At 74.3% G+C, this 21,094-nt stretch carries 23 protein-coding genes and 1 tRNA gene; 12 read left to right on the top strand and 12 right to left on the bottom strand.

Going from position 1 to position 21,094, the window contains the following annotated elements:
• Together AC0I8G_RS00905 and AC0I8G_RS00900 are read right to left on the bottom strand one after the other, a co-directional pair.
• Positions 1-1,023 carry an Atu2307/SP_0267 family LLM class monooxygenase gene (locus AC0I8G_RS00905; RefSeq protein ID WP_471728285.1) on the bottom strand — a complete coding sequence of 341 codons (1,023 nt, stop codon included), beginning with the start codon at positions 1,021-1,023 and terminating at the stop codon, positions 1-3.
• Between the two features lie 55 nt (positions 1,024-1,078).
• Positions 1,079-2,053 (bottom strand): oxygenase MpaB family protein, encoded by a 975-nt coding sequence (locus AC0I8G_RS00900; RefSeq protein WP_471728284.1) that lies wholly within the window; start codon positions 2,051-2,053, stop codon positions 1,079-1,081.
• Between the two features lie 99 nt (positions 2,054-2,152).
• On the opposite strand from AC0I8G_RS00900, the gene AC0I8G_RS00895 reads away from it, so the two are divergent.
• From AC0I8G_RS00895 to AC0I8G_RS00885, 3 genes are all read left to right on the top strand, one after another.
• Positions 2,153-3,145, top strand: a complete 993-nt coding sequence (locus tag AC0I8G_RS00895; RefSeq protein ID WP_471728283.1) for an ATP-binding protein — start codon at positions 2,153-2,155, stop codon at positions 3,143-3,145.
• Between the two features lie 51 nt (positions 3,146-3,196).
• A tRNA-Thr gene (locus AC0I8G_RS00890) sits at positions 3,197-3,269 on the top strand.
• Positions 3,270-3,293: 24 nt separating this feature from the next.
• Positions 3,294-4,292, top strand: a complete 999-nt coding sequence (locus AC0I8G_RS00885; RefSeq protein WP_471728282.1) for an N-acetylmuramic acid 6-phosphate etherase — start codon at positions 3,294-3,296, stop codon at positions 4,290-4,292.
• Here AC0I8G_RS00885 and AC0I8G_RS00880 read toward each other — a convergent pair.
• Positions 4,242-5,531 carry a UDP-N-acetylmuramoyl-tripeptide--D-alanyl-D-alanine ligase gene (locus AC0I8G_RS00880; protein WP_471728440.1) on the bottom strand — a complete coding sequence of 430 codons (1,290 nt, stop codon included), beginning with the start codon at positions 5,529-5,531 and terminating at the stop codon, positions 4,242-4,244. The genes AC0I8G_RS00885 and AC0I8G_RS00880 overlap by 51 nt on opposite strands.
• Before the next feature lie 119 nt (positions 5,532-5,650).
• On the opposite strand from AC0I8G_RS00880, the gene AC0I8G_RS00875 reads away from it, so the two are divergent.
• Genes AC0I8G_RS00875 through AC0I8G_RS00855 form a run of 5 tightly spaced genes read left to right on the top strand, consistent with a single transcriptional unit; the run spans position 5,651 to position 10,302 of the window.
• On the top strand, positions 5,651-6,274 hold the full coding sequence (locus AC0I8G_RS00875) for a M15 family metallopeptidase (RefSeq protein ID WP_471728439.1): 624 nt from the start codon (positions 5,651-5,653) through the stop codon (positions 6,272-6,274).
• Entirely contained in the window at positions 6,271-7,386 is a 1,116-nt protein-coding gene (gene alr / locus AC0I8G_RS00870) for an alanine racemase (RefSeq protein WP_471728281.1), read from the top strand. The genes AC0I8G_RS00875 and alr overlap by 4 nt, the downstream gene beginning before the upstream one ends.
• A 38-nt stretch (positions 7,387-7,424) precedes the next feature.
• Positions 7,425-8,402, top strand: a complete 978-nt coding sequence (locus AC0I8G_RS00865; RefSeq protein WP_471728280.1) for a D-alanine--D-alanine ligase family protein — start codon at positions 7,425-7,427, stop codon at positions 8,400-8,402.
• Between the two features lie 26 nt (positions 8,403-8,428).
• Positions 8,429-9,649 carry a sensor histidine kinase gene (locus tag AC0I8G_RS00860; protein ID WP_471728279.1) on the top strand — a complete coding sequence of 407 codons (1,221 nt, stop codon included), beginning with the start codon at positions 8,429-8,431 and terminating at the stop codon, positions 9,647-9,649.
• Positions 9,646-10,302, top strand: coding sequence for a response regulator (locus tag AC0I8G_RS00855; RefSeq protein ID WP_380161184.1), 657 nt, complete (start codon positions 9,646-9,648; stop codon positions 10,300-10,302). The genes AC0I8G_RS00860 and AC0I8G_RS00855 overlap by 4 nt, the downstream gene beginning before the upstream one ends.
• A gap of 3 nt (positions 10,303-10,305) precedes the next feature.
• Here AC0I8G_RS00855 and AC0I8G_RS00850 read toward each other — a convergent pair whose 3' ends face one another.
• Positions 10,306-12,477 carry a putative bifunctional diguanylate cyclase/phosphodiesterase gene (locus AC0I8G_RS00850; RefSeq protein ID WP_471728278.1) on the bottom strand — a complete coding sequence of 724 codons (2,172 nt, stop codon included), beginning with the start codon at positions 12,475-12,477 and terminating at the stop codon, positions 10,306-10,308.
• 131 nt (positions 12,478-12,608) lie between these two features.
• Here AC0I8G_RS00850 and AC0I8G_RS00845 point away from each other — a divergent pair, with 131 nt between their 5' ends.
• Together AC0I8G_RS00845 and AC0I8G_RS00840 are read left to right on the top strand one after the other, a co-directional pair.
• Positions 12,609-12,944, top strand: coding sequence for a hypothetical protein (locus AC0I8G_RS00845; RefSeq protein WP_380259147.1), 336 nt, complete (start codon positions 12,609-12,611; stop codon positions 12,942-12,944).
• Between the two features lie 49 nt (positions 12,945-12,993).
• Positions 12,994-13,854, top strand: coding sequence for an NAD-dependent epimerase/dehydratase family protein (locus tag AC0I8G_RS00840; protein ID WP_471728277.1), 861 nt, complete (start codon positions 12,994-12,996; stop codon positions 13,852-13,854).
• A gap of 35 nt (positions 13,855-13,889) precedes the next feature.
• Here AC0I8G_RS00840 and AC0I8G_RS00835 read toward each other — a convergent pair whose 3' ends face one another.
• Positions 13,890-14,102, bottom strand: a complete 213-nt coding sequence (locus AC0I8G_RS00835; protein ID WP_471728276.1) for a hypothetical protein — start codon at positions 14,100-14,102, stop codon at positions 13,890-13,892.
• A gap of 27 nt (positions 14,103-14,129) precedes the next feature.
• On the opposite strand from AC0I8G_RS00835, the gene AC0I8G_RS00830 reads away from it, so the two are divergent.
• Complete coding sequence (locus tag AC0I8G_RS00830) at positions 14,130-14,891, top strand: GNAT family N-acetyltransferase (protein ID WP_471728275.1); 762 nt, start codon at positions 14,130-14,132, stop codon at positions 14,889-14,891.
• Between the two features lie 79 nt (positions 14,892-14,970).
• The gene (locus AC0I8G_RS00825; protein WP_471728274.1) at positions 14,971-16,122 is read left to right on the top strand and encodes a hypothetical protein; all 1,152 of its coding nucleotides are present in this window, start codon (positions 14,971-14,973) and stop codon (positions 16,120-16,122) included.
• A gap of 81 nt (positions 16,123-16,203) precedes the next feature.
• Here AC0I8G_RS00825 and AC0I8G_RS00820 read toward each other — a convergent pair whose 3' ends face one another.
• From AC0I8G_RS00820 to AC0I8G_RS00790, 7 genes are all read right to left on the bottom strand, one after another.
• Positions 16,204-16,857 (bottom strand): DUF3618 domain-containing protein, encoded by a 654-nt coding sequence (locus AC0I8G_RS00820; protein WP_471728273.1) that lies wholly within the window; start codon positions 16,855-16,857, stop codon positions 16,204-16,206.
• A complete protein-coding gene (locus AC0I8G_RS00815; RefSeq protein WP_380259141.1) occupies positions 16,833-17,267 on the bottom strand; it encodes a phage holin family protein in 435 nt (144 codons plus the stop codon). Before AC0I8G_RS00815 ends, AC0I8G_RS00820 begins: the two co-directional genes overlap by 25 nt.
• Positions 17,264-18,139, bottom strand: coding sequence for a hypothetical protein (locus AC0I8G_RS00810; protein WP_471728272.1), 876 nt, complete (start codon positions 18,137-18,139; stop codon positions 17,264-17,266). Before AC0I8G_RS00810 ends, AC0I8G_RS00815 begins: the two co-directional genes overlap by 4 nt.
• 94 nt (positions 18,140-18,233) lie before the next feature.
• Positions 18,234-18,956 carry a hypothetical protein gene (locus AC0I8G_RS00805; RefSeq protein ID WP_471728271.1) on the bottom strand — a complete coding sequence of 241 codons (723 nt, stop codon included), beginning with the start codon at positions 18,954-18,956 and terminating at the stop codon, positions 18,234-18,236.
• A 111-nt stretch (positions 18,957-19,067) separates the two neighbouring features.
• On the bottom strand, positions 19,068-19,493 hold the full coding sequence (locus tag AC0I8G_RS00800) for a YsnF/AvaK domain-containing protein (RefSeq protein WP_471728270.1): 426 nt from the start codon (positions 19,491-19,493) through the stop codon (positions 19,068-19,070).
• Positions 19,494-19,533: 40 nt separating this feature from the next.
• Entirely contained in the window at positions 19,534-20,442 is a 909-nt protein-coding gene (locus AC0I8G_RS00795) for a DUF2382 domain-containing protein (protein ID WP_471728269.1), read from the bottom strand.
• Between the two features lie 253 nt (positions 20,443-20,695).
• Complete coding sequence (locus AC0I8G_RS00790) at positions 20,696-20,878, bottom strand: hypothetical protein (RefSeq protein ID WP_471728268.1); 183 nt, start codon at positions 20,876-20,878, stop codon at positions 20,696-20,698.
• Between the last annotated feature and the right edge of the window lie 216 nt (positions 20,879-21,094).

Raw genomic sequence — 21,094 nt, 5'->3', positions numbered from 1 at the left:
TCAGGCGACCGCGGGAACCACCGCACTGCCGAGCAGTTCGATGCTGCGCATCAGACTCGCGTGCGAGGTCTGCGGGTTGGTCATCTGCAACGAGATGCGTTCCACCCCGCCGAGCGACGCCGCGATCCGGGTGAGCTTCCCGGCCACCGTGCCGGGGTCGCCGATGACGAAGGCCCCGTCGGGTCCGGCCTGCTGCTCGAACTGGGCCCGGTTCGGCGGGGCGAAACCCCGTTCCCGCCCGATGCGGCCCATCATCTCGAACCAGCCGGGGAAGAACGCGTCCCGGGCCGCCGCGGAGGTGTGGTCGACGAACCCCGGCAGGTGCAGGGCCACCCGCAGGGTCTCGGGGGCGTGCCCGGCCTCGGCGCCGGCGCGGCGGTAGAGGTCGACGAGCGGGCGGAACCGGGCCGGTTCACCGCCGATGATGGCGACCACCAGGGGCAGCCCGAGCAGCCCCGCGCGGACGAAGGACTCCGGGGTCCCCCCGACCCCCACCCACACCGGCAGCGGGTGCTGCACCGGACGCGGGTAGACGCCCTGGTCGACCAGTTCCGGGCGGTGGCGGCCGGACCAGGTCACCTTCTCGGAGGCGCGCAGCCGCAGCAGCAGGTCGAGCTTCTCCTCGAAGAGGGAGGCGTAGTCGCGCAGGTCGAGACCGAACAACGGGTAGGCCTCGGTGAACGAACCCCGGCCGACGACGAGGTCGGTGCGGCCGTGGGCGATGAGGTCGAGGGTGGAGAACTCCTGGAACACCCGGACCGGGTCCGCGGCGCTGAGGACCAGGACGGCGCTGGCGAGGCGGATGCGGGTGGTGCGCGCGGCGGCCGCGGCCAGCACCACGACGGGGGCGGAGTCGTAGAACTCGGGTCGGTGGTGCTCGCCGATCCCGAAGGCGTGGACCCCGGACTGGTCGGCGAGGACGATCTCGTCGAGGAGGTCCTGCATCCGCTCCTCCGGCCCGACCACCTGACCGGTCGCCGGGTCGGTGATGGCCGAGACGAAATTGTCGACTCCGACGTGCATGGGCGGTTCTCCTCGGGGTGGGCCGGCCCCCACCGTACGACGCCCCCGCGCACCGTCAGGCGGGGTGCCGGGCGGGGTGCGCGTCGAGCCAGTCCGGCCGGGGCGCCGACCCGGTGCGGAACCGGGCCGCCTCCTCCGAGGGGCTGAACCGGCCGAGGGTCAGGTGCAGCGCCCGCAGCTCCCACCGGGCGCGGAGGAGACGGGCCCGGGCCGCGGGCGAGCGGTCACCCCGGCCGGGGACTCCGGCGAAGCGCGCCACCGACGGGGAGACCACCAGTTGCGCCGCCCGCCCCAGCTCGGCGTAGAAACCCCGTTCGACGCGGTTCAGGCCGCTCGGGTCGGCGATGAAACCCAGCAGGTCCGCCGGCACCGGTTCCAGGTGCGGCTCCAGCTCCCGCAGGGCCTCCGCCAGCCCGGCCCGCGAGGACGGGAGGTCCTCCGCCCCGAGCGCCCGGGCGCTGCGCGCCCAGTCCGCGACGTAGTCGTCGCCCCAGGTCCGGCCGAACCGCGGTGCGAGGTCCTGCCCGACGGCGGTCTGCGCGGCGAGGAAGGCGTCGGTGAAGGCCAGGTGGACCCAGCGCAGCAGTTCCGGGTCGGACGCCGAGTAGGCCCGGCCCGCGGCCGTCGTGCCGCGGACCCGTTCGTGCATCCCCCGCACCCGCCCGGCCTCGCGTTCGGCGAGCTCCGCCGAGCCGAACGTCGTCAGGACCAGCCACCGGGCCGTCCCGGCGAGCCGGGCCCACGGGTCGCTGCGGTAGGAGGAGTGACGCTGCACCCCCGCCGAGGCCAGCGGGTGCGCGCCCTGCCCGAGCAGGGCCGCGATCCCGCCGACGAGGGTCGAGAGGTCGCCGTGGACCCGCCAGACCACGCCCTCGGGGTCGAACCACCCGGGACCGGTCCCGACGAGGGCGATGTCGCGCACCCAGTCCGGTGCCCCGGTGGGGTCGCCGGAGACCCGGCTGCGGAAGGCCTGACGAACGCGCCGGGCGAGGTCGGAGGTGGGGCGCGAGGGGTCTCGCAGGGCGGGCACCCCGACAGCGTCACCCCGTGACGGGGGTCGCGCACCCCGCGACCGACGCGGCGAAACGTCGACGGACCGTCGAGCGTGCCCCCGTGCAACACTCGGAGGGTGGAGGGATCGGAGCGCTTCGTCCAGGTGCACCTGCTCGGACTCCCCGTCCAGGCCCGCGTGCGGTTCGGCCAGCACCTGCAGGAACTCACGCGCGAGCTCTCCCTCATCCGCATCGCGGCCCAGGACGGCGAGGATCCGAGCCTGCCGCTGCGGTTGCTGCAGATCGCCGCGGAGCTCGACACCACCTACGTCGCCTTCCGGGCGGCACCGGACGCCGTGATCGCCGCCGCGCTCGCCGCGGGGGACGACTTCTGCGACGTCACCTACACCGTGCCGCTCAGCGCGGGCGTCTTCGTCCAGGGGCTGGGCCGGGTCCTCGAGGAGGCCGACGCCTTCTGCCGGTCCGAGCAGCTCCTCAGCCTGCCCGCCTCCCAGGAGGTGGTCGCCTACCGGCGGTGGTTCGTCGAGGAGTCGGTGCGTCAGCTGGCCGGCGAGGAACCGCGCGCCTGGCGTCCCCCGGCCGGGACCTCGTTCGTTCCCGGCCCGCGGCCGTCCGCGCACTCGCTCGCCCCGCGCCCCGGCCCCCGGCCCGACGGTGCGGGCGAGAGCGCGGGGGACCTGGTGGGGGAACCGATGGTCATGGAGTCGATGGCCAGCAGCGTCGCCTCGGCCCGCCGCTACGTGCGCGGGGTGCTGCGCGGTCTCGACGCCGAGGACCTGGAGGAGGCCGCGGAGCTCGCGGTCTCCGAACTGGTCACCAACGCCGTCCTGCACGCTCGCACCGACTTCTCCCTCGCGGTCCGGGTGCTGCCCTCGGGCCGGGTCCGGATCGAGGTCCGGGACTCCTCGCCGGCCCCCCTGCAACCGCGGCACTTCGCCACGACCGCGACCACCGGCCGAGGTCTGCAACTGGTCGCCTCGCTCTCGACGAACTGGGGCGTGGAGCAGCTGTCCCCGGGCCCGGGCAAGGTCGTCTGGTTCGAACCGCGACTGCTCGACGCCGAGCCGGTGCTCGACCTGGCCGAGTGGGACCTCGACACCCTGCTCTGAGGGGCCACGGACGGTGATCCCCGTGTGCCAGACTTGCGGGGCACGACCCACGCCCCAGTAGCTCAGAGGCCAGAGCGCCCGCCTTGTAAGCGGATGGTCGCCGGTTCGACTCCGGCCTGGGGCTCCCCGCGTGTGCGAGCCTGAGCGGGTGACCAGCCCGACCCCGGCGTCCGGGACCACCGCCTCCGAGACCACAGCCTCCGACACCGCAGCCTCGGAGACCGCAGGCCTGCCGACCGAGCAGCGCCACCCCGGCACCGCCCACCTCGACGAGGTCGACAGCCTCGAGGTGCTGAGGATGCTCAACGACGCCGACCACGGGGTCGCCGACGCCGTGACGGCCGTGCTCCCGCAGCTCGCGGCCCTCGTCGACGCGACCGTCGCGGCCCTGCGGCGCGGGGGCGGCGTCCACTACGTCGGCGCGGGCACCTCCGGGCGGCTCGCGGTGCTCGACGCCGCGGAGCTGCGCCCCACCTTCACCCTCGAACCCGGCCGGTTCGTCGCCCACCTCGCGGGGGGCGAGCGCGCCCTGACCGACGCGGTCGAGAACGCGGAGGACGACGAGGACGCCGGAGCCGCGGCGGTGGCGTCGCTCGGTCCCGACGACGTGGTGGTCGGGATCGCCGCGTCGGGACGGACCCCGTTCGTGGCCGGGGCGTTGCGCGCGGCCCGCGCCCGCGGAGCCACCACGGCGCTGGTCGCGAACGTCCCCGCACCGCGCCTCGCGGGGCTCGCCGACCACGTCCTCGCCGTCGACACGGGTCCCGAGGTCCTCACCGGCTCGACCCGGTTGAAGGCCGGGACGGCGACGAAGATGGTGCTCAACGGGTTCTCGACCGCCGTCATGGTCGGGCTGGGCCGCACCTACTCCAACCTGATGGTGTCCCTGGTCGCCACCAACGCCAAGCTGGAGGCGCGCAGCGTCCGCGTCCTGCAGGAGATCACGGGACTGACCGCGCCCGCCGCTGCCGAGACCCTCGCCCGGGCGGACGGAGAACTGCCCACCGCGCTGGTCGTGGCGCTCACCGGCCGCGACCCCGCCGCGGCCCGGGAGGCGCTGGCGCGGACGGACGGTTCCGTGCGCGCCGCCGTCGCGCTACCGGGGGAGCAGGGCGTCGGCGACGCGTTCCAGTCGTTCCGTCCGTGACGCCTTGACCAGCACGACGTCGTCGGGGGACAGCCTCTCCCGCAACACTTCCAGCGCGGCCCCGGGGTCCGCGACCCACGTGCCGGCCGCCGCGAGTCCCTGCGCGCCGGGACCGACCCCGACGACGTCGACCCCGAGACGGCGGGCCAGCGCGGCCACCATCCGGTGCCCCCGGTCACTCGCCTCACCCAGTTCCCGCATGGCGCCCAGGACGGCCACCCGGTGCCCGCGATCTCCGACGGCCGCGAGGGTCCGCAGTGCGGCGGCCATCGAGGCGGGCGCCGCGTTGTAGCAGTCGTCGAGCAGCAGCCCGCCGTCGTCACGGCGCCGGGGTTGCAACCGGCGTTCGCCCGCGCCCGTGCGTTCCAGACCGGCCACGACGGTCTCCACCGGGGTTCCCGCGGCCAGGGCGAGGGCGGCGGCGCAGGCCGCGTTGGCGACCTGGTGCGCGCCGACCACCCCCAGGCGCACCCCCACCGGCGTGCCCCCGGGATGCAGCAGGAAACTCGCCCGGCCGACCTCGTCCAGCGTCACCGCGCTCCAGCCGACGTCCCCGCGGGTTCCGAACGTCACGACCCGCGCCCAGGTGTGGGCGGCCATCGCCAGCACCCGCGGGTCGTCGGCGTTCAGCACGCAGACCCCCGAGGTCGCCTGCGGCAGTTCGCGCTTCGCCGCCTCCAGCAGGTGCGGGCCACCGAACCGCTCGAGGTGGGAGTGTCCGAGCGCCGTGACGGCGCTGAGGTCCGGCGGGGTGATCCCGGCCAGGTAGGTCAGGTGCCCGACGGCGCGGGCTCCCATCTCCACCACCAGGTCGCCGCCGTGGGCGGGCAGCCGCAACGCGGTGAGGGCGACCCCGAGTTCGTTGTTCTGGTTGCCGTGCGTCGCCGTCGCGCCCGGCAGGATCGCGGCCAGGAACTCCTTCACCGCCGTCTTGCCGTGCGAGCCCGTCACGGCGAGGACCCGGGGCGCCCGGTGAGCGACGACCGCGCGAGCCAGCCGGCCGAGCGCCACGGTCGTGTCCGCGACGACCACCGTCGGCGCGGACGTCGGCCGGGAGCCGAGGACGGCGTGGGCCCCGCCCGCGTGGTCGTGGCCGTCGACCCGCGTCCCCGCCACCGCGACGAAGAGCCCGTCCCCGACGGCACGACGCGTGTCGAGGTAGGCGGACCCGCGGACCAGGAGGTCGGGGTCACCCACGACGAGGCCGTCCACGGCGGTGGCGATCTGCTGCAGCGTCATCTCGAGCACACCCCGACGCTGCCCCACCGGCGGGCGGGGACGCCTCCACCTCGAGGACCGGACGTCGGTACCTGCGGGTGATCCCGCGGTACCCGTCGTCACCGCAGGCTGAGGACGTGATGAACGTCGAACTGCTGATGAGCGACCCGGTGGTGGCCGCGGTCCCCGTGCGGGAGAACGGCGACCCGCTCGTCGTCCTGGGCCCCGGGTTCGGGCCCGCCGGCGCCCGGGTGCGCCGCGCCGTCGCGGCCCGGCTCGCCCTCGCCCAGGACGGCCTGCCCCGGGGCACCTCCTTGCGGGTGGTCGAGGGTCTGCGGGAACTCTCCGCCCAGCGGGCGATCATCGCCACCTACTCCGCGCAGGTCCGTGCCGCCCACCCCGACGCCGACGACGACCTCGTGCACCGCCTCACCAGCCGGTTCGTCGCCCCCGTCGCGGTCGCCCCGCACGTCGCCGGTTCCGCCGTCGACCTCACCCTCGTCGACGAGCGGGGCCGGGAACTCGACCTGGGCACCCCGATCGACGCGACGCCCGAGGACTCCCGCGGCGCGTGCGCCACCGCCGCGCCCGTCGGTGCGACCGCCCGCCGCAACCGCGAGGTCCTGGGGGACGTGCTGCTCGCCGCGGGGTTCGTGAACTACCCCACCGAGTGGTGGCACTGGAGCTTCGGGGACCGCTACTGGGCCGCCGTCACCGGAGCGGAGCACGCGCTGCACGGTCCCCTCGAGGTGGTGCGGTCGTGAACTCCGCCCTCGCCGCGGCGCCCCGCACGGGGTCGGCGACCGTGGGGCTCGACCTCGCGGCCGTGACCCGCAACACCCGCCTCGTCCGGGGTCGCACGTCGGCGGCCGTGATGGCGGTCGTGAAGGCCGACGGGTACGGCGTCGGGGCCCTCGCCGTCGCCCGCGCCGCCCTGGCCGGCGGGGCCACGTCGCTCGGGGTGACCGGCGTGGCGGAGGCCCTGGCGTTGCGCGCGCAGGGGGTGACCGCGCCCGTGCTGAGCTGGCTGAACCCCTCGGGCACCGACTTCCGCCCCGCCGTGGCCGCCGGCGTCGACCTCGCCGTCCCCGGTCTCGCCCACCTGCTCGGCATGCCGCGCGGGGCCCGCGTGCACCTGCACCTGGACACCGGGATGACCCGCGACGGTGCCGCTGTGGGGGAGTGGGCACGGTTGTGCGAACAGGCCGCCGCCGCGCAACGCTCCGGCCGCCTCCACGTCGTCGGGGTCATGTCGCACTTCGCCTGCGCCGAGGACCCGCGGGAGAACGCGCTGCAGCGCAGCCGGTTCGAGGAAGGCCTCCGCGTCGCCCGACGCGCGGGACTGGAACCCGACGCGCACCTGGCCGCCACCGCCGCCACCTTCACCGACCCCTCGTCGCACCACGACCTCGTGCGGATCGGTGCCGGGTTGCTGGGCATCGACCCCACCGGGACGGTTCCGCTGCGCGGGGCCGTCACGTTCCGGGCGCCGCTGACCGCGGTGCGCCGGGTGCGGGCGGGAACCCCCGTCGGCTACGGCCACACCTGGTACGCGCCGCGGGACACGACCCTCGGGCTCGTCCCCCTCGGCTACGCCGACGGCGTTCCGCGCGACCTCGCCGCCGAGGCCGAGGTCAGCGTCGCCGGCCGCCGCTGCCGCGTCGTCGGGCGGGTGTCGATGGACCAGACGGTCGTGGACCTCGGGCAGCTGGCGGACCTGCCCGCCCCCGAACTCCTCCTCGGCGCCGACGTGACCGTCTTCGGCCCCGGGGACGACGGCGAACCGCGACTGTCGGACTGGGCGCGCTGGAGCGGCCGCCTCGACGCCGAACTCCTCGTCGGCCTCGGTCGCCGGGTCCACCGCAGCACCACCTGACCCCCCGCACCGCGGGGGAGAGAAACGGAGTCTCCGACGTGAACAGTTCCACCCTGGACCAGGGGCAGATCCGGGTCGCGGTCGTCGGCGGCGGCCGCAACGGCGAGCACGACGTCTCCCTCGCCTCGGCCGCCGCCGTCGCCGCCGGACTCGAGGAGACCGGCCACCACCGGGCCGTCCGGTTGACCGTCGACCGCGACGGTCTCTGGCGCGACGACGAACTGCGCCCGCTCGGCCTCGCCGGGGCCGTGCGCGTCCTGCAGACCTGCGACGTCGTGTTCCCCGTCCTGCACGGTGTCCACGGGGAGGACGGGACCCTCGCCGCGCTCTGCGAACTCGCCGGGGTCCGCTACGTCGGTTCCGGCGTCGGCGCGGGCGCGCTGGCCCTGGACAAGTGGGCGACGAAACTGGTCGCCGGGGCCGTCGGCGTCGCTACCGCCCCCGGCCGGCTGCTGGCCGGTTCCGCGGACCGGGAGGAACTCCTCGCCGCACCCTGGGGCGGACCCGTGGTGGTCAAACCCGTCACAGCGGGTTCCAGCCTCGGGGTGTCGTTGGTCCGGGAACCCGGCGAACTGCCCGCGGCGCTCGCGAGCGCCGTCGCGCTGGACGACCGGGTGCTCGTGGAGGAGTTCGTCGTGGGCCGGGAGTTCTGCGTCGCGGTCCTGGCCCGGCCGGACGGGACGCGGCGGACCGCGCCGATCGAGGAGGTCGTGCGGGACGGCATCTTCGACCACGCGGCGAAGTACGGCGGCCACCCCGACATCCGGCTGCCGGCCGACCTCGACCCGTCCGAGGCGGGCGCGCTGGAGGCGGCGGCGGTCGCCGTCTTCGACGCCCTCGGCTGCCGGGGACTGGCCCGGGTGGACTTCTTCCTCACCGCCGACGGGGTGGTGCTGAACGAGGTGAACACGACACCGGGGTTCACGGCGCACTCGGCGGCGCCGTTGATGTTCGCGGCGGGCGGTCTCGGGTACGGGGACCTCCTCGACGTGCTCGTCCGCGACGCCCTGGTGTGAGCGCCCGGGAGACTACGGTGGTCCCGATGGACGACCTCGACGAGACGACCCCGGCGCGCCGGTTCGGTCCCGACGTGCTGCTCGGCCTCCTCACCGCCGGTGCGGGTCTGGCGGAGACCTGGGTCCGGACCGACTCGGGCTACGAGAGCGCGAGCCCGTTCTTCGTCCTCCTCGTCGCGCTGACCGTGGGGATCGCCCGGCCGTTGCCGGGGATCGCGTTGGGCCTGACCTGGCTGACGGGTCTGCTGCAGCTGACCCACTCCGTCCCGATGCTGCTGTCGCAGGCCTTCATGCTCTTCGTCGCGTTCTCGGCGGCGCGGTGGGGTGGTCCCCTCGTCCTGGGGTTGTCCGGCGTCTCGATCGTCACGGGCACCCTCGTGGCCGCGGGGGCGTTGTTCAGCGGGTACTACTACCCGGGGATCCTCGTCCGGCGTCAGGTGGAGTTCGCCTTCAACCTGTTCGGGACGGCGGCGACGCTGGTCGTCCTGCTGCTCGTGCTGGCCGCCGCCTGGCTGGCGGGGCTCGCGCTGCGTTTCCAGGGCAGTGCCGCCACGTCGCGTCGTGAACGCGTCGCCGCCGAACGGGAATCGGCCCAGGCGCACCTGGAGACCGCGCAGGCGTACGAGATCGCGCGGTTGCGCGAGGAGCAGACCCGCCTGGCCCGCGACGTCCACGACGTCGTCGGGCACTCCCTGGCCGTGATCCTGGCTCAGGCGGAGTCGGGTCAGTTCTTCCCCGACCACGACCCGGCGGCGTTGAAGGCGACGCTCGGCACCATCGCCGGGACGGCCCGGGCGTCGTTGCGCGACGTCCAGCAGGTCCTCTCGGCCTCGGCGGAGCCGCCGGCGCCGGGGCGGTTGCAGAGCCTGGTCGAGGGTGCGCGGGGGACGGGTTTCCGGATCGTCTCCTCGACCTCGGGGGCCGAGCGTCCGTTGCCGCCGGAACTCGCGGCCGTCGCCTACCGGGTGCTGCAGGAGATGCTGACGAACGCCCTCCGGCACGGGGACCGCGACGCCCCCGTGACCGTCGTCCAGCGGTGGCCGGGGGAGTCCTCCGGCCCCGGGAACCAGTGGTTGGAGCTGCACGTGAGCAACGGGATCCCGACTGCGGGGGGCACGACGTCGGCGGGTGGGCGGGGCGTCGAGGGGATGCGGCGGCGCCTCGAAGGCGTCGGTGGCGCACTGGAGGTCGCGCCCGGCCCGGCGGGGCGGTTCTCGGTGACGGCGCGGGTTCCGGTGCGCGCGTGATCTCGGTGCTGCTGGTCGACGACCAGGACCTGTTCCGGGCCGGGGTCCGGGTCATCGTCGACGCGCAGGAGGGGTTGCACGTCGTCGGTGCCGCGGGCGACGGGCTGGAGGCGGTGCGCCTCACCGAGGAGCTCTCGCCCGACGTCGTGCTGATGGACCTGCGGATGCCGGAGATGGACGGGGTCGAGGCGACCCGGCAGATCTTCCTGCCCGAACGGGTGGCGCGGCGGGCCGCGCCGGTGCGGGTGATCGTGCTGACGACGTTCGACCTCGACGACCGGGCGGCCACGGCCATCCGGTACGGGGCCAGCGGTTTCCTGCTGAAGGACACCACGCCCGCGCAGCTCGCCGACGCCATCCGCACCGTCCACGCCGGCAACGCCGTCCTGGCCCCGGGGGACCTGACGCGCCTGCTGGAACGCGACCTCACCGCGACGAGACCCCCGCCGCCGCAGTTCCTCGCCCTGACGGCGAAGGAGCGCGAGGTGTTCGACGCCGTCGCCCGCGGGTTGTCGAACGCCGAGACCGGCCGGCTGGTGTTCGTCTCGGAGTCGACGGTGAAGACGCACGTCGGGGCGATCCTGCGCAAGCTCGGGTTGCGGGACCGGGTGCAGATCGTGGTCTTCGCCTACGAGAACGGGTTGACGGGGTGAGCGTCACACGACCGCGGGAGTGCGCCCGCGCAGCCACCGCAGGAACTCGCCCGCCGGGACGGGGCGGCTGTGCAGGTAGCCCTGCGACTCCTCGATGCCGAGCCCGCGCAGCAGCTCCAGGGTGCCGGTGTCCTCGACGCCCTCGGCGACCACCCGCAGACCAAGGTGGTGGGCGAGGTCCACGGTGCCGGCGACGATCGCCGTGATCCGGTCGTCGACGAGGGCCCGGGAGGTGAACGCCCGGTCGATCTTCAGCTCGGTGGCGGGCAGGTTGGCCAGGTACGCCAGCGAGGAGTAGCCGGTGCCGAAGTCGTCGATGCTCAGCGAGAACCCGCGGGCGGTGATGTCGCGGCACGTCGCGAGGGCCCGTTCGGGTTCGTTCATCAACGAGGTCTCGGTGACCTCGACGACGATGCGCGAGGGGTCGGTCCCCTCGGCCAGTTCGTCGAGGAGTTCCAGCAGCTGCGGGTTGGACAGGTACGTGCTCGACGTGTTGATGGAGAGCCGCAGGTCGTGTCCGGCCGCGCGCCACCCCGCCAGGTCGGCCACCGCACGGCGGGCGACGTGGACCGTCAGGGCCGGCATCAGGCCGCGTTCCTCGAGGACGTCGAGGAACGCGCCGGGGGCCAGCAGACCGAGGCGGGGGTGGTTCCACCGCACGAGGGCCTCGACGCCGACGACCTCGTCGTCGACCAGGGACACCTGCGGTTGGTAGTGCACCTCGAACGCGTCCGCGGCGCCGGGGCCGGCGTCCGCGCCCAGCGCCTCGTGCAGTTCCTCCGACAGCAGCACCCGGCTGCGCCAGGCGCGGTCGGTGACCTCGTCGTGCAGCGCGACGCCGAGCCCACCGACCTTCGCCGTGTACATCGCTCCGTCGGCGCGGCGCAGCAGCTCCTCTCCGCTGAGGCCGTCGGCGCTGGTGCTGGTGGCGACCCCGACGCTGGCCCCGACGGTGTGGGCGACGACGGAACCGAGCACGACGTCGACCCGGGACACGGCGGCGAGCATCGAGCCGGCCGTCGTGACGGCCTCGGCCGCGTCGGCCCCGGGCAGCAGGACGGCGAACTCGTCGCCGCCGAGGCGGGCCAGCAGCGCCGGGTGGGGGAGCACCGCCCCCAGCCGCATGGCCGTCGCGGTGAGCAGCTCGTCACCCGCGGCGTGGCCGTGCTGGTCGTTGACCTCCTTGAACCGGTCGAGGTCCAGCAGCAGCACCGCGAACGGCGAGCCCGCCCCGGCGCTGCGGCGCAGGCGGTCGAGGAACTCGCGGCGGTTGGCGAGACCGGTGAGGTCGTCGGTGCGGGCCTGCCGGCGGGCCCGGTCGTGATCGGCGAGGTCGCGGACCAACCGGACCAGCCGTGCTCCCGACCCGGCGATGGCCGCGGCCCCGAACCACAGGGCCCAGTGCGCGGGCCCCAGGCCCAGCCCGGCGCCGACCAGCGCGACGAGACCGAGCACCAGACCGGTGGAGCTGACCAGGGGGACCGACAGGATGCGGTGCCGCTGGTGGCCCAGCGGGATCGGGGGCAGGCAGGCGGCGACGGCGTAGGAGAGGGCAAGGCACGCCCACGCCACCCAGCAGGCGAGGACGACGCCGAGCTCCGGGCCGTGCAGCAGGTAGACGACCTGGGTCACCAGGACGGACCCGACCGCGCCGGCGACCATCGTGGCCCGGCCGCGCAGGCGCCGGGGCAGGGTGAGGGAGAAGAACGCCACGGCGGTGAGCAGGACGGCGAGCGCGGCGACGTGGACGACCCGCAGCTGCTGGGCCGGACCGGCCGTTCCGTCGGGGAGGGCCAGGACGACGTTGGCCAGCCCGGCCAGACCCAGGACGCAGCTCACCCCGGCCAGCCAGTCGACGCGCCCCGAGGGACGGCCCTTGTCGTGGGCCCGGTACCACTGCGAGATGCCGTGGTAGAGGAAGAAGCAGCCGGCGGTGCTGCTCACCCGCAGGACGAGGACGGCACCGGGACCGACGCGGCCCACGGACGCGCCCAGCAGCACCAGGACCGTCTCGAGCACGCTGCTGGCGGCCAGCAGGCCCAGACCGAGGCGGTAGGACGCCCACGTGTCCCGCGCCGGGGTCCGCGTCCGGCGCTCACGGGCCGCCCGCCGGGCGACGACGAGGAACGAGGCGACGACGACGAGGGTGCGCAGCACGATGAGAGCCGCCAACACGTCGATGTCCTCCCGGTGGTGCGTCGTCCGTCCCCACGTCCTCGGCAGCGCGGTCGCCGGAGTTGAGGGTCCGAACGGGTCCGCAGCCACCCCCGGAGGCGCGATGTTCGAACATCGACCAGACTGCTGACGTGAGTGAGAACGTGCAGGCGACCGGGAACCACGACCGCGGCCCCGGTTCGGGTACCTGGGGTGGCACGGGCTACGTCCGACAGGAGCTGGACCCGGCGCTCGCGGCCTGGTGGCAGGCGTTGCCGATCCCGACCCGCACGGCGCTGGCCGCGGTGCGTCCCGGTGAGGTGCTCTCCCGGGAGGCGGCGGCGGCGCTGGCCGCGACCGGACTCGTCTGCCCCGAGGTCGTCGTCGTCGAGGACGGACGCCGGGTGCGACGTCGCATCGCCTCCCGCGACGTCATCGCGACCGTGCTGCGGGTGCGCCTGAACCACTCCGAGCGTCGCCTCGTCTGACCCCGCCGCACCGGGTGCGGTCCCCCCGCCGAGGCGGTGGGATGGGCCGGTGAGCAGACGGTTGGTGGTGACGGGCGCCGGTGGGGCGCTGGGGGCGCGGCTGGTCCCGCGCGCGGTCCGGGCCGGGTGGGAGGTCCTCGCCCTGGACACCGGACGAGCCGTGCCGGAGTCCGAGGGCGTCGAGCCCCGCTCCGTGGACGTCACCGACCCGGTCGCCCTGGCCGAGGCCTTCGCGGGGGCGGGTGGCGTCGTCCACCTCGCCGCCCGGCCGAGCCCGCTCGGGCACGGTCCGCACGACGTCCTCTCCCTGAACGTCGGCGGCACGTTGGCGGTGCTGCTGGCCGCCGAGACCGCCGGGGTGGAGCGCGTCTGCCTGGCCTCCAGCATCAACGCCACCGGCGCCGCGTTCAGCGCCGCCCCCCGCTACGACTGGTTCCCGGTCGAGGAGACCCACCCCAGCTACAGCGAGGACCCCTACGCGATCTCCAAGTTCCTCGGCGAGCAGGCGGCCGACGCCTTCGCCCGTCGCCGTCCCGCGGCGGTCCTCACCAGCCTCCGCTTCCACGGCCTGCGCGAGCGGTACGGGCAGGACGACCCGGGACACGAGGCCGAGCGGCGCAAGGACCTCTGGGGCTGGGTGTCCTTCGCCGCGGCCTCCGCGGCGTGCCTGCGCGCGCTGGGGCGCAGCCGGCCCGGACACGTCGTGGCCAACGTCGTCGGCGCCCGCACCGTCAGCCCGGTCCCGACCGCCGAACTCGCGGCGCGGTTCCACCCGGGGGTTCCCTGGCGGTCCGCCCCGACGGGGAACTCCTCCTTCTACGCCACCGAGGTCGCGGCGCACGAGCTCGGCTGGGACGCCGCCGACGACGACCCGGTGATCACCGCCGCCGAACGACCACGGACCGCGTGACCGCGCCGCCACCACCACGGGCAGGTGGGGGGCGATCAGCCGGGTTCCGCCCGCAGTTCCCCGAGAGCCGCGGCGAACTCCGGGGGCTGGGCGTAGGCCCCCTGCCCGATCGAGGGGGCGTGCAACCCGGCCGCCTGCAACGACCACGCCAGGTGCGGGGGGAGGGGCTGGCCGTCGGCGATCCCGGCGACCGTGCGCCGGGTTCGTCCATCGGCCTCGGCCCACCACTGCGAAACGCGCTGGTCCACGGCGCCAGCGTCGCACAGGCTGTGGCCGTGGAGATCCCCGGACCGCTCGTGCACACCGCCCACGCCGACGCCTGGGCCGTGAGCTCGGGCGGTCGACCCGGTGGCGCCCACGCCGAGTTCGGCGGGGCCCGGACCGCCTGCAGCGGAACGGACTTCGCCCAGTACAACGCGGCCGACCTGGACGACCCCGCCCGGACCGACCCCCTCGCCGTCGCGGCCTGGTTCGCGGCCCGCGCCACCCCGTGGGCCTGGCGGCTGCCGGCGTCGACGCCCTGGCCGGACGGTTGGCCGGGCGGGGAACCGATCGTCCGCCAACGCCTCGCGGGCCTGTGGCCCGCGAGCTTCCGGCCGGTCGACGTCCCGGCCGGGACCTCGGTGCGGACCGCGTCCGCGGGGCAGCCGGGGGACCTGGACGCCGTCGTGGCGATCGACGTCGCGGCCTTCGGCGGACCGCCCGGGGCGGCCCGGGAGTGGCTCGGCGGGCTGCTCGCGAACGGGCGCGTCGAGGTCGCGATCGCCCACGTCGACGGGGTCCCCGTGGCGAGCGCCCACACCGTGCGCTCCGACGGCCGGGCCGGGCCGGCGGTGCTGCTGGCGGGGGTGGCCGTCCTCCCCGCGGCCCGTCGGCGGGGGATCGCGGCGGGGTTGTCGTCCTGGCTGCTCGGGCGCGCCTTCGCCCGAGGCGCCGCACTGGCCCACCTGCAACCCGACGACGAGCGCGCCGCCCGCGTGTACGCGCGGCTGGGGTTCACCGAGGTCGAGGCGCTCGACGTCCGTACCGCCGGCTGAAGCGCCACGTCGTCGCGGGGGCGCGCCGCGGGCCACCACTACGCTGGGGCCTCCGACCGTCCCCGGCCCAGAGGTACCCGTGCCGAAGAAGAAGAAGTCCCACGGCCACCCCGCGCAGCGGGCCGCCACCGGCACCCAGATGTCCCCGTTGCGGGCCGGCGGCAAGGTCCTCGGCGACCTGCAGGTGCCGTTCCGGCGCTTCCTGGAGGCCGAACTCCTCGACGACGCCGAGGCCGGCGAAGCACCCCTGGAGGTCGGTGACCTCGAGGCGAGGCTCATGGAGTCCCTGGGCTGGCTGGTCCTGTCCCTGGAGCTCGACCTGACCCCGGCCGCCGCGCGCCGGTTCCACCCCGAGGAGCTGCAGGAACTCTTCACCGAGATCGTCCCCGCGGTGGCCGAGCACAACGAGCTCGACGCCCAGGAACTCGTGGACGAGAGCCGCGTCGCGTGGACGTCCTACCTGATGTTCCTCGGGGAGACGGAGGAGTGGGCCGGGGAGCCCGAGGAGCTCGCCGACTGCCTCGACGTCGCCTCCGGAGGGGTCGCGGGCACCACCTCCGGGCGGGGCACCGTCCTCGACGCCCTGCAGGCCGCGGAGCTCGCCGTCCCCACGGCGACCCGGCTGGAGGACCTCTCCTCGCTCCCGGTCGTGGCGGCCGGACTCGCCGCCCTCGGCGAACTGGCGCTCGGCGTCGAGGCGGGTGAGCCCGAGGCGAGTCCGGCGATCGACGTCCTCCGCCGCCACCTCGAACCCTTCGCGCCCGCCCTCGACCCCCTGGTGGAGTGGGCCGAGCTGCTGACGAACGAGGTCGTCGTCGTGGTGGACGGCAAGACCACCGTGCCGGCGCTGGACGACGTCGACCACCGCTGCGACGTGGCGACGACGATCCTGGCCTCGGCCGTCAGCGGCACCCTGGCCGCGTCGGAGTCGCCGGCGGCGATCGTCGGTGCGCTCTCCGCCGTGACCGCCTCCGTGCTGGACCCGATGACCTCGGGCCGGCTGCGGGAGCTGCTCACCGAGAGCGGCGACGAGGACGAGTTCGAGACGACGTCGGCGCTGCTCGCGCGGATCGTCGACCTCGGGGTGCTGTCGTCGGTGGAGCCGTGGACGGCCCGCCCCGGTCTGGCCGGTGCGGTGCTGGACGTCGTCGACGGGTTCTTCGGGCCCGACGAAGACGAAGCGGACGACGCGGACGGTACGGAGGACGCGGGCGGCGTGACCGACGCCTGACCGCCGCCTCCGGACGCACGAGAGGGCACCGGCGACCGCGAACGGTCCACCGGTGCCCTCTCGTCGTCCGTCCCGCCGCCGTCAGGAGCGGGCGGTGTCCTTCGCGTTCTGGGTGACGTCCTGCGCCGCGCTGGTCCCGTGGTCCTTCACGGTCCCGGCCGCGTCCCGGGCGTCGCCCTGCACGGTGCCCGCCGCGTCCCGGGCGTCGCTCTGCACGGTGCTCGCCGCGTCCTGCGCGGTCTCCTTCACGGAGGCGGCCGCGTCCTTGGCCTTGGCGCCCAGCGAGGAGCCGATGTCGGACGCGGTGGCCTTCGCCTCGTCGAGCAACGGCTGACCCTGGGTCTTCGCCTTCTCGAGCACCGCGCCGGCGGCCTCGGTCTCCTGCTCCGAGGCCGGGATCAGCGCGGAGAGCAGCCACCCGGCGCCGAAGGCGATGAGCCCGGCCGCCATGGGGTTGCCCCGGGTGCGCTGCTTGACCGCGGCCTTGCCGTCGGAGGCCCCGCCGCGGCCGGAGTCGGCGGCGTCGCGCGCCGTGTCGGCCACGTCGTGAGCGCTGCCCATGACGCGGTCCTTCACCCCGGCGATGCCGGTGGCGACGTTGGCCTTGGCCTTGTCCACCTGGCGCTGGGCCACGTTGGAGGGGTTGAGGCGGTCGGTCAGCGCGTCCAGGTCGTTGGAGAGCTGGCTCCGGGTGCCTTCGATGTCCTGCTTCAGCTGTTGCGGTTCTTCAGCCATTGCACGTCCTCCTTGAGGCTCTGCTGGGTGTTGTCCAGGGGCGGGGGGATCTTGCGGAGTTCCTTGCGGCCGGTGACGGCGAGGACGGCGGCGATCACGGCCCACACGACGGTCACGATCAGCGCCGACCAGCCGTAACCGATGAGCCCGCCGAGGGCGATGACGACCAGGGCGGAGAGGGCGATGAGGAACAGGTGCCCGGCGACGCCTGCGCCGGCGAGCATGCCGACGCCCTTGCCGGCGGTCTTGGCGTCCTGGGTCGCCTCGGCCTTGGCCAGGGCGATCTCCTGACGCACCAGCGTGGAGAACTCGCCGGTGATGCTGCCGACGATGTCGCCGAGGGACCTCTCGTCGCCCTCCTGCCGGTCCGTTCCTCCCGGCGGCGTGGCGGCCGTCGCGCCGCCGCTCACGGCCGGGTGTCCGGGGTGACGAACGGCGCGTCCTCGTCGAAGAGCGGCGTGGTGGGCCGGGTGCGGGTCACGATGGCGTCCGTCTCGGAGTACGGCGCCGAGGTGGGCACGGTGGTCGGGGTGGCCTGCACCTGCGGAGTGGTGACCGGCGCGGCGACCGGCGTGGTCTCGGTGGCGGTCGTCGCGTCGTGGTGGGACTTCGCACCGCGCGTCAGCCGTCCTGCGACGACCCCGGCCAGCACGGCACCCAGCAGGAAGGTCCCGGGCTTGCGGCGGGCGAAGGTGCGCGACTGCTCCAGCAGGTCCGCCGCGTCGTGGTTGGTCAGGTGGGAACCCCAGCTGGAGGCCCGGTCCCCGACCTGGCGGACGACCTGGGTCGCGTAGCCGGAACCACCACCGGCGCCGGCCATGTCGCTGAGCTCCGAACCCGCACCGGTGAGGAACTCGGCGAGGCGGTCCCGGACGCCGTCGGACTGCTCGCTCAGCTGGCGACGGAGGTCCCCGAAGAGGTCGGCGGCCTGGTTCTTCGCCTCGCCCAGGACGTTCCCGGCCTGTTCCTTGGCCGTGCCGGCCACGTTGGCGGCCTGCTCCTTGGCGGTCCCGGCCACGTTGGCGGCCTGTTCCTTGGCGGTCCCGGCGACCTCGCCGGCCCGCTGCTGCGCCTGGTCCTTGACCGCCGCGGCCTGCTCGGCGCGGCCACCGGTGCCCTCGTGGGCACCGCCGTCGTTCACCTCGTACCCGGTGGAGGACGGTGCGGCGGCGTGGGCGCCCGTCTGGGTGTCAGCGGGGGTCGTGTGCCCGGTCAGTGCGTCGTAGGCGATCTCCGACGGCTGCTGGTCGGTGCCGAACTCTGGTCCCGTTCCTTGGGACATGCGTTCCTCCTCGTGCGATGGCGGAGTTCTCTCCGCAGTGGTGGGTTGACGTGTCGGTGGGTCCGGCCCGCCGGGGTGCGCAGGGAGCGCGAGGTCAGCGGCCGAGTCCGGCCCGGTCCACCCGTCGGTGGAACCTCATGCCGGCCAGTCCGCCCAGGACCGCCCCGACCAGCGCGACGACCGCTGCGGCGACGACGGTGATGACGGCCCCGGCGGTGAGCGACCCGGAGTCGACGGGGATGCGGGGGAAGCTGTTCAGCCGCCCCAGGACGTCGTACTCGTCGCCCGCGACGGCAGCCAGGACGGCGACCACCACGGCGATGACCACGGCCCAGGCCCAGACCGCGAAGCCCTGCTTGATCCCGTCGAAGCGGGCCATGCGTCCTGCGACGTACCCGCCGCAGAAGTACGCGACCAGCAGGACGACCAGGACGGCCACGGCACCGGCGATGCCGATGGTCGCGGCGTTCGTGGTGGCGGCGTCCGCCGCCTGCGACACCGCGCGCCCCAGGTCACCGGAACCGGGCAGCCCGACGGCCGTTCCGGTCGCCGCGATCAGGGCGGTCAGCAGGACAGCCGTCCCGGTCGCGGTCAGCCAGCCGAAGAACGCGGAACCGACCTTGATGCCGCCGTGGGCGTTCTTCTCCCGGTTGAGCACCGAGGTGCGGTCCATGGGGGTGCGCGACGTGTCGGTGCCCGACCTGTCGTCCTTGCGGTGGACCACCTGCGGTGCGTCGTCGTGGACCCGGGGCCGCCCGTGGTGGTCGTCGTGACCACCCGTGGCGGCGTGAGCGCCGTCGCTGCTCGGTGTGCTCATCTGTGGCTCCTCGTCAGGGTTTCCCGGAGAGGTGTCCGGAATGCGAACGGCGCCCCGGACGGTGTCGTCCGGGGCGCCGGTGTTCTCCAGCGTGCTGTGCCAGCGAGCGTGTCACGTACGGGTGACGTCGACCACCTCGGTGGCGAGTTCCGCCACGACCGTCTGGTCCCGGGTCACGGTCCTGACCGCAACCGAGACCCGTTCGACGGGGACGACCCTGAGGGTGACCTCGGGAACCTCTTCGTGCAGGACGATGACGAGTTCCGGGGAGACCTCGCCGTCCGTGACTGGGAACTCGTCCGACAGGGGCTCGTGGGTGACCACGAGTTGTTCCACCCGGACGGGGACCTCGATGGTTCGCGTGGTCGTGACGATCCGCTTCGTGAAGCGCACCTTCTCGACCGGGACCCGTCGAGTGGTGATGCCCAGCCGTTCCTGGTGCAGCACCACTTCCGCACCGACCTCGGCGCCGACATCAGCTGCGACAGAGGGGTTTCCGGTGAGGAAACCCTCCTGGGCCGAGTTCGGGTTCTCCATCGTGTGTCCTGACGTCGAGGTCGGTGCGAGGCGGTCCGGGTCAGTCGCGGGGGTCGTGCTTCCCCGTGGTGCCGGTCTTGACGGCGCTGTCGGCGTCGAGGTCGATCCGCTCCTCGCGCAGCTCCGCCTGGACGGTCTCGGTGCTCTCGACGGTCTTGGTGCCGACCTGGACGCGCTCGACGGGGACGACGTCCTTCTCGGCGACGGCGCGCTCCTCGGTGAGGACGACTTCGTGCTCCTCCTCGGTGAGGTCGCCACCGGAGAGGGCCGCGCCGCGGTTCGCCTCGGTGATGGGTTCCCGGGTGACGACGACCTCTTCGTGCGAGACCGGCACGGTGCGGGAGACGTTCTCGGTGGTGATGTACTTGCGCAGGCGTGCCCGGCCCGCCTCGCGGGTCTCGGTGCCGACGCGGAGTTCTTCCTTGGAGCGCGTCATCGCGTTGTCGGTGTCGGGGCCGGACGTGTCGTGCCCGCGGCCCGAACCCTCGGTGAACTCCTGCGTCGTCCCCGCGGTGCCGCCCGTCGTCTGCCCGGTGGTTCCGAGGGTGCTCTCGCGGTCGGTCGAGGCGTGCTCACCCGTCGCGTGCTCACCCGTGCGGGTGTTCGCGTCCGAGGTGTCGCCGACGGACCCGTAGGTGTCGTTCATCCCGTAGTAGCGGTAGAGGTCGGCCTCGTCGGTCTCGCTGAGTTCCGCGCCCGGGTCGTGGTGGGGGGCGTTCTTCACCATGTCCTTGTCGAAGGGAACGGTGACGGTGTCACCGGACACGGTGGCCTGGGCCAGCGGCAGCAGGGAGACGTTCGAGCCGAAGAGCCCGGTCTTCACGGAGATCCACTCCGGGTCGCCGCTGCGGTTGTCGAGGTAGACCTCGTCGACCTTGCCGATCTTGTCCCCGTCGCTGCCGGTGACGGTGGCGTTGAACAGGGTGTCGGGGGTGTAGTCGCGGTTCATGGGTGTTTCCTTCCGGGCCGTTTTCCCGAGACGTCCGCCCCGGGTCGTGGAGCAGTGCGTGAGCCCTCGGTCTGGACCCGGCGTCGAGGTGATCCACCTCAGCGTCTTCTTCATCGTCGAAACGTGATCGGTGCTGTGCGGCGTCGATCTCCTCGCCGGTCTTGCTGATGGTCATCGTGACGTTCCCCGGCGCATGCGCAACTCGGAACGGTCCGGAAAGGCGCGCTTCTTCCCCGGCGGTGAGTCTTCCGGTTCAGACCGTCCCGCTGCCGGGGAGGAAGACCGCCTCCACCTGACGCGCTGCGCTCGCCGACGCGGTCGGAGTTCTGGACCCGCGGGCCGGTGGCGTCGGCGGGGTCAGCCAGGCCGCCTCCATTCGGATCGCTGCGAAGACCGCCGAGACGACCAGGGCGACGCAGCAGAGGACGGTCAGCACAGGTGTTCTTCCTCAGTTCGGCGCGGTCGGGCGTGCGAGGTGCGGCCCGGTGCCCGACACGCTGTCGCCGGTGCGGCGGCTCCGCACCCCGGCCGGTTCCCGTTCCCGGGACACGGTTCCAGAATCACCCTTCCGGCCCATCGGGTGTGACGAACCGTGCGAAGGACGGACAGAGGGTCACCGAAGAGCCGGGTGGGGGATTCGAGACGGTTGCGC

The sequence above is a fragment of the Kineococcus sp. AC630 genome (assembly GCF_979255925.1).
The sequence above is the reverse complement of the archived record's forward strand: the minus strand, read 5'-3'. Positions and strand labels throughout refer to the sequence as shown.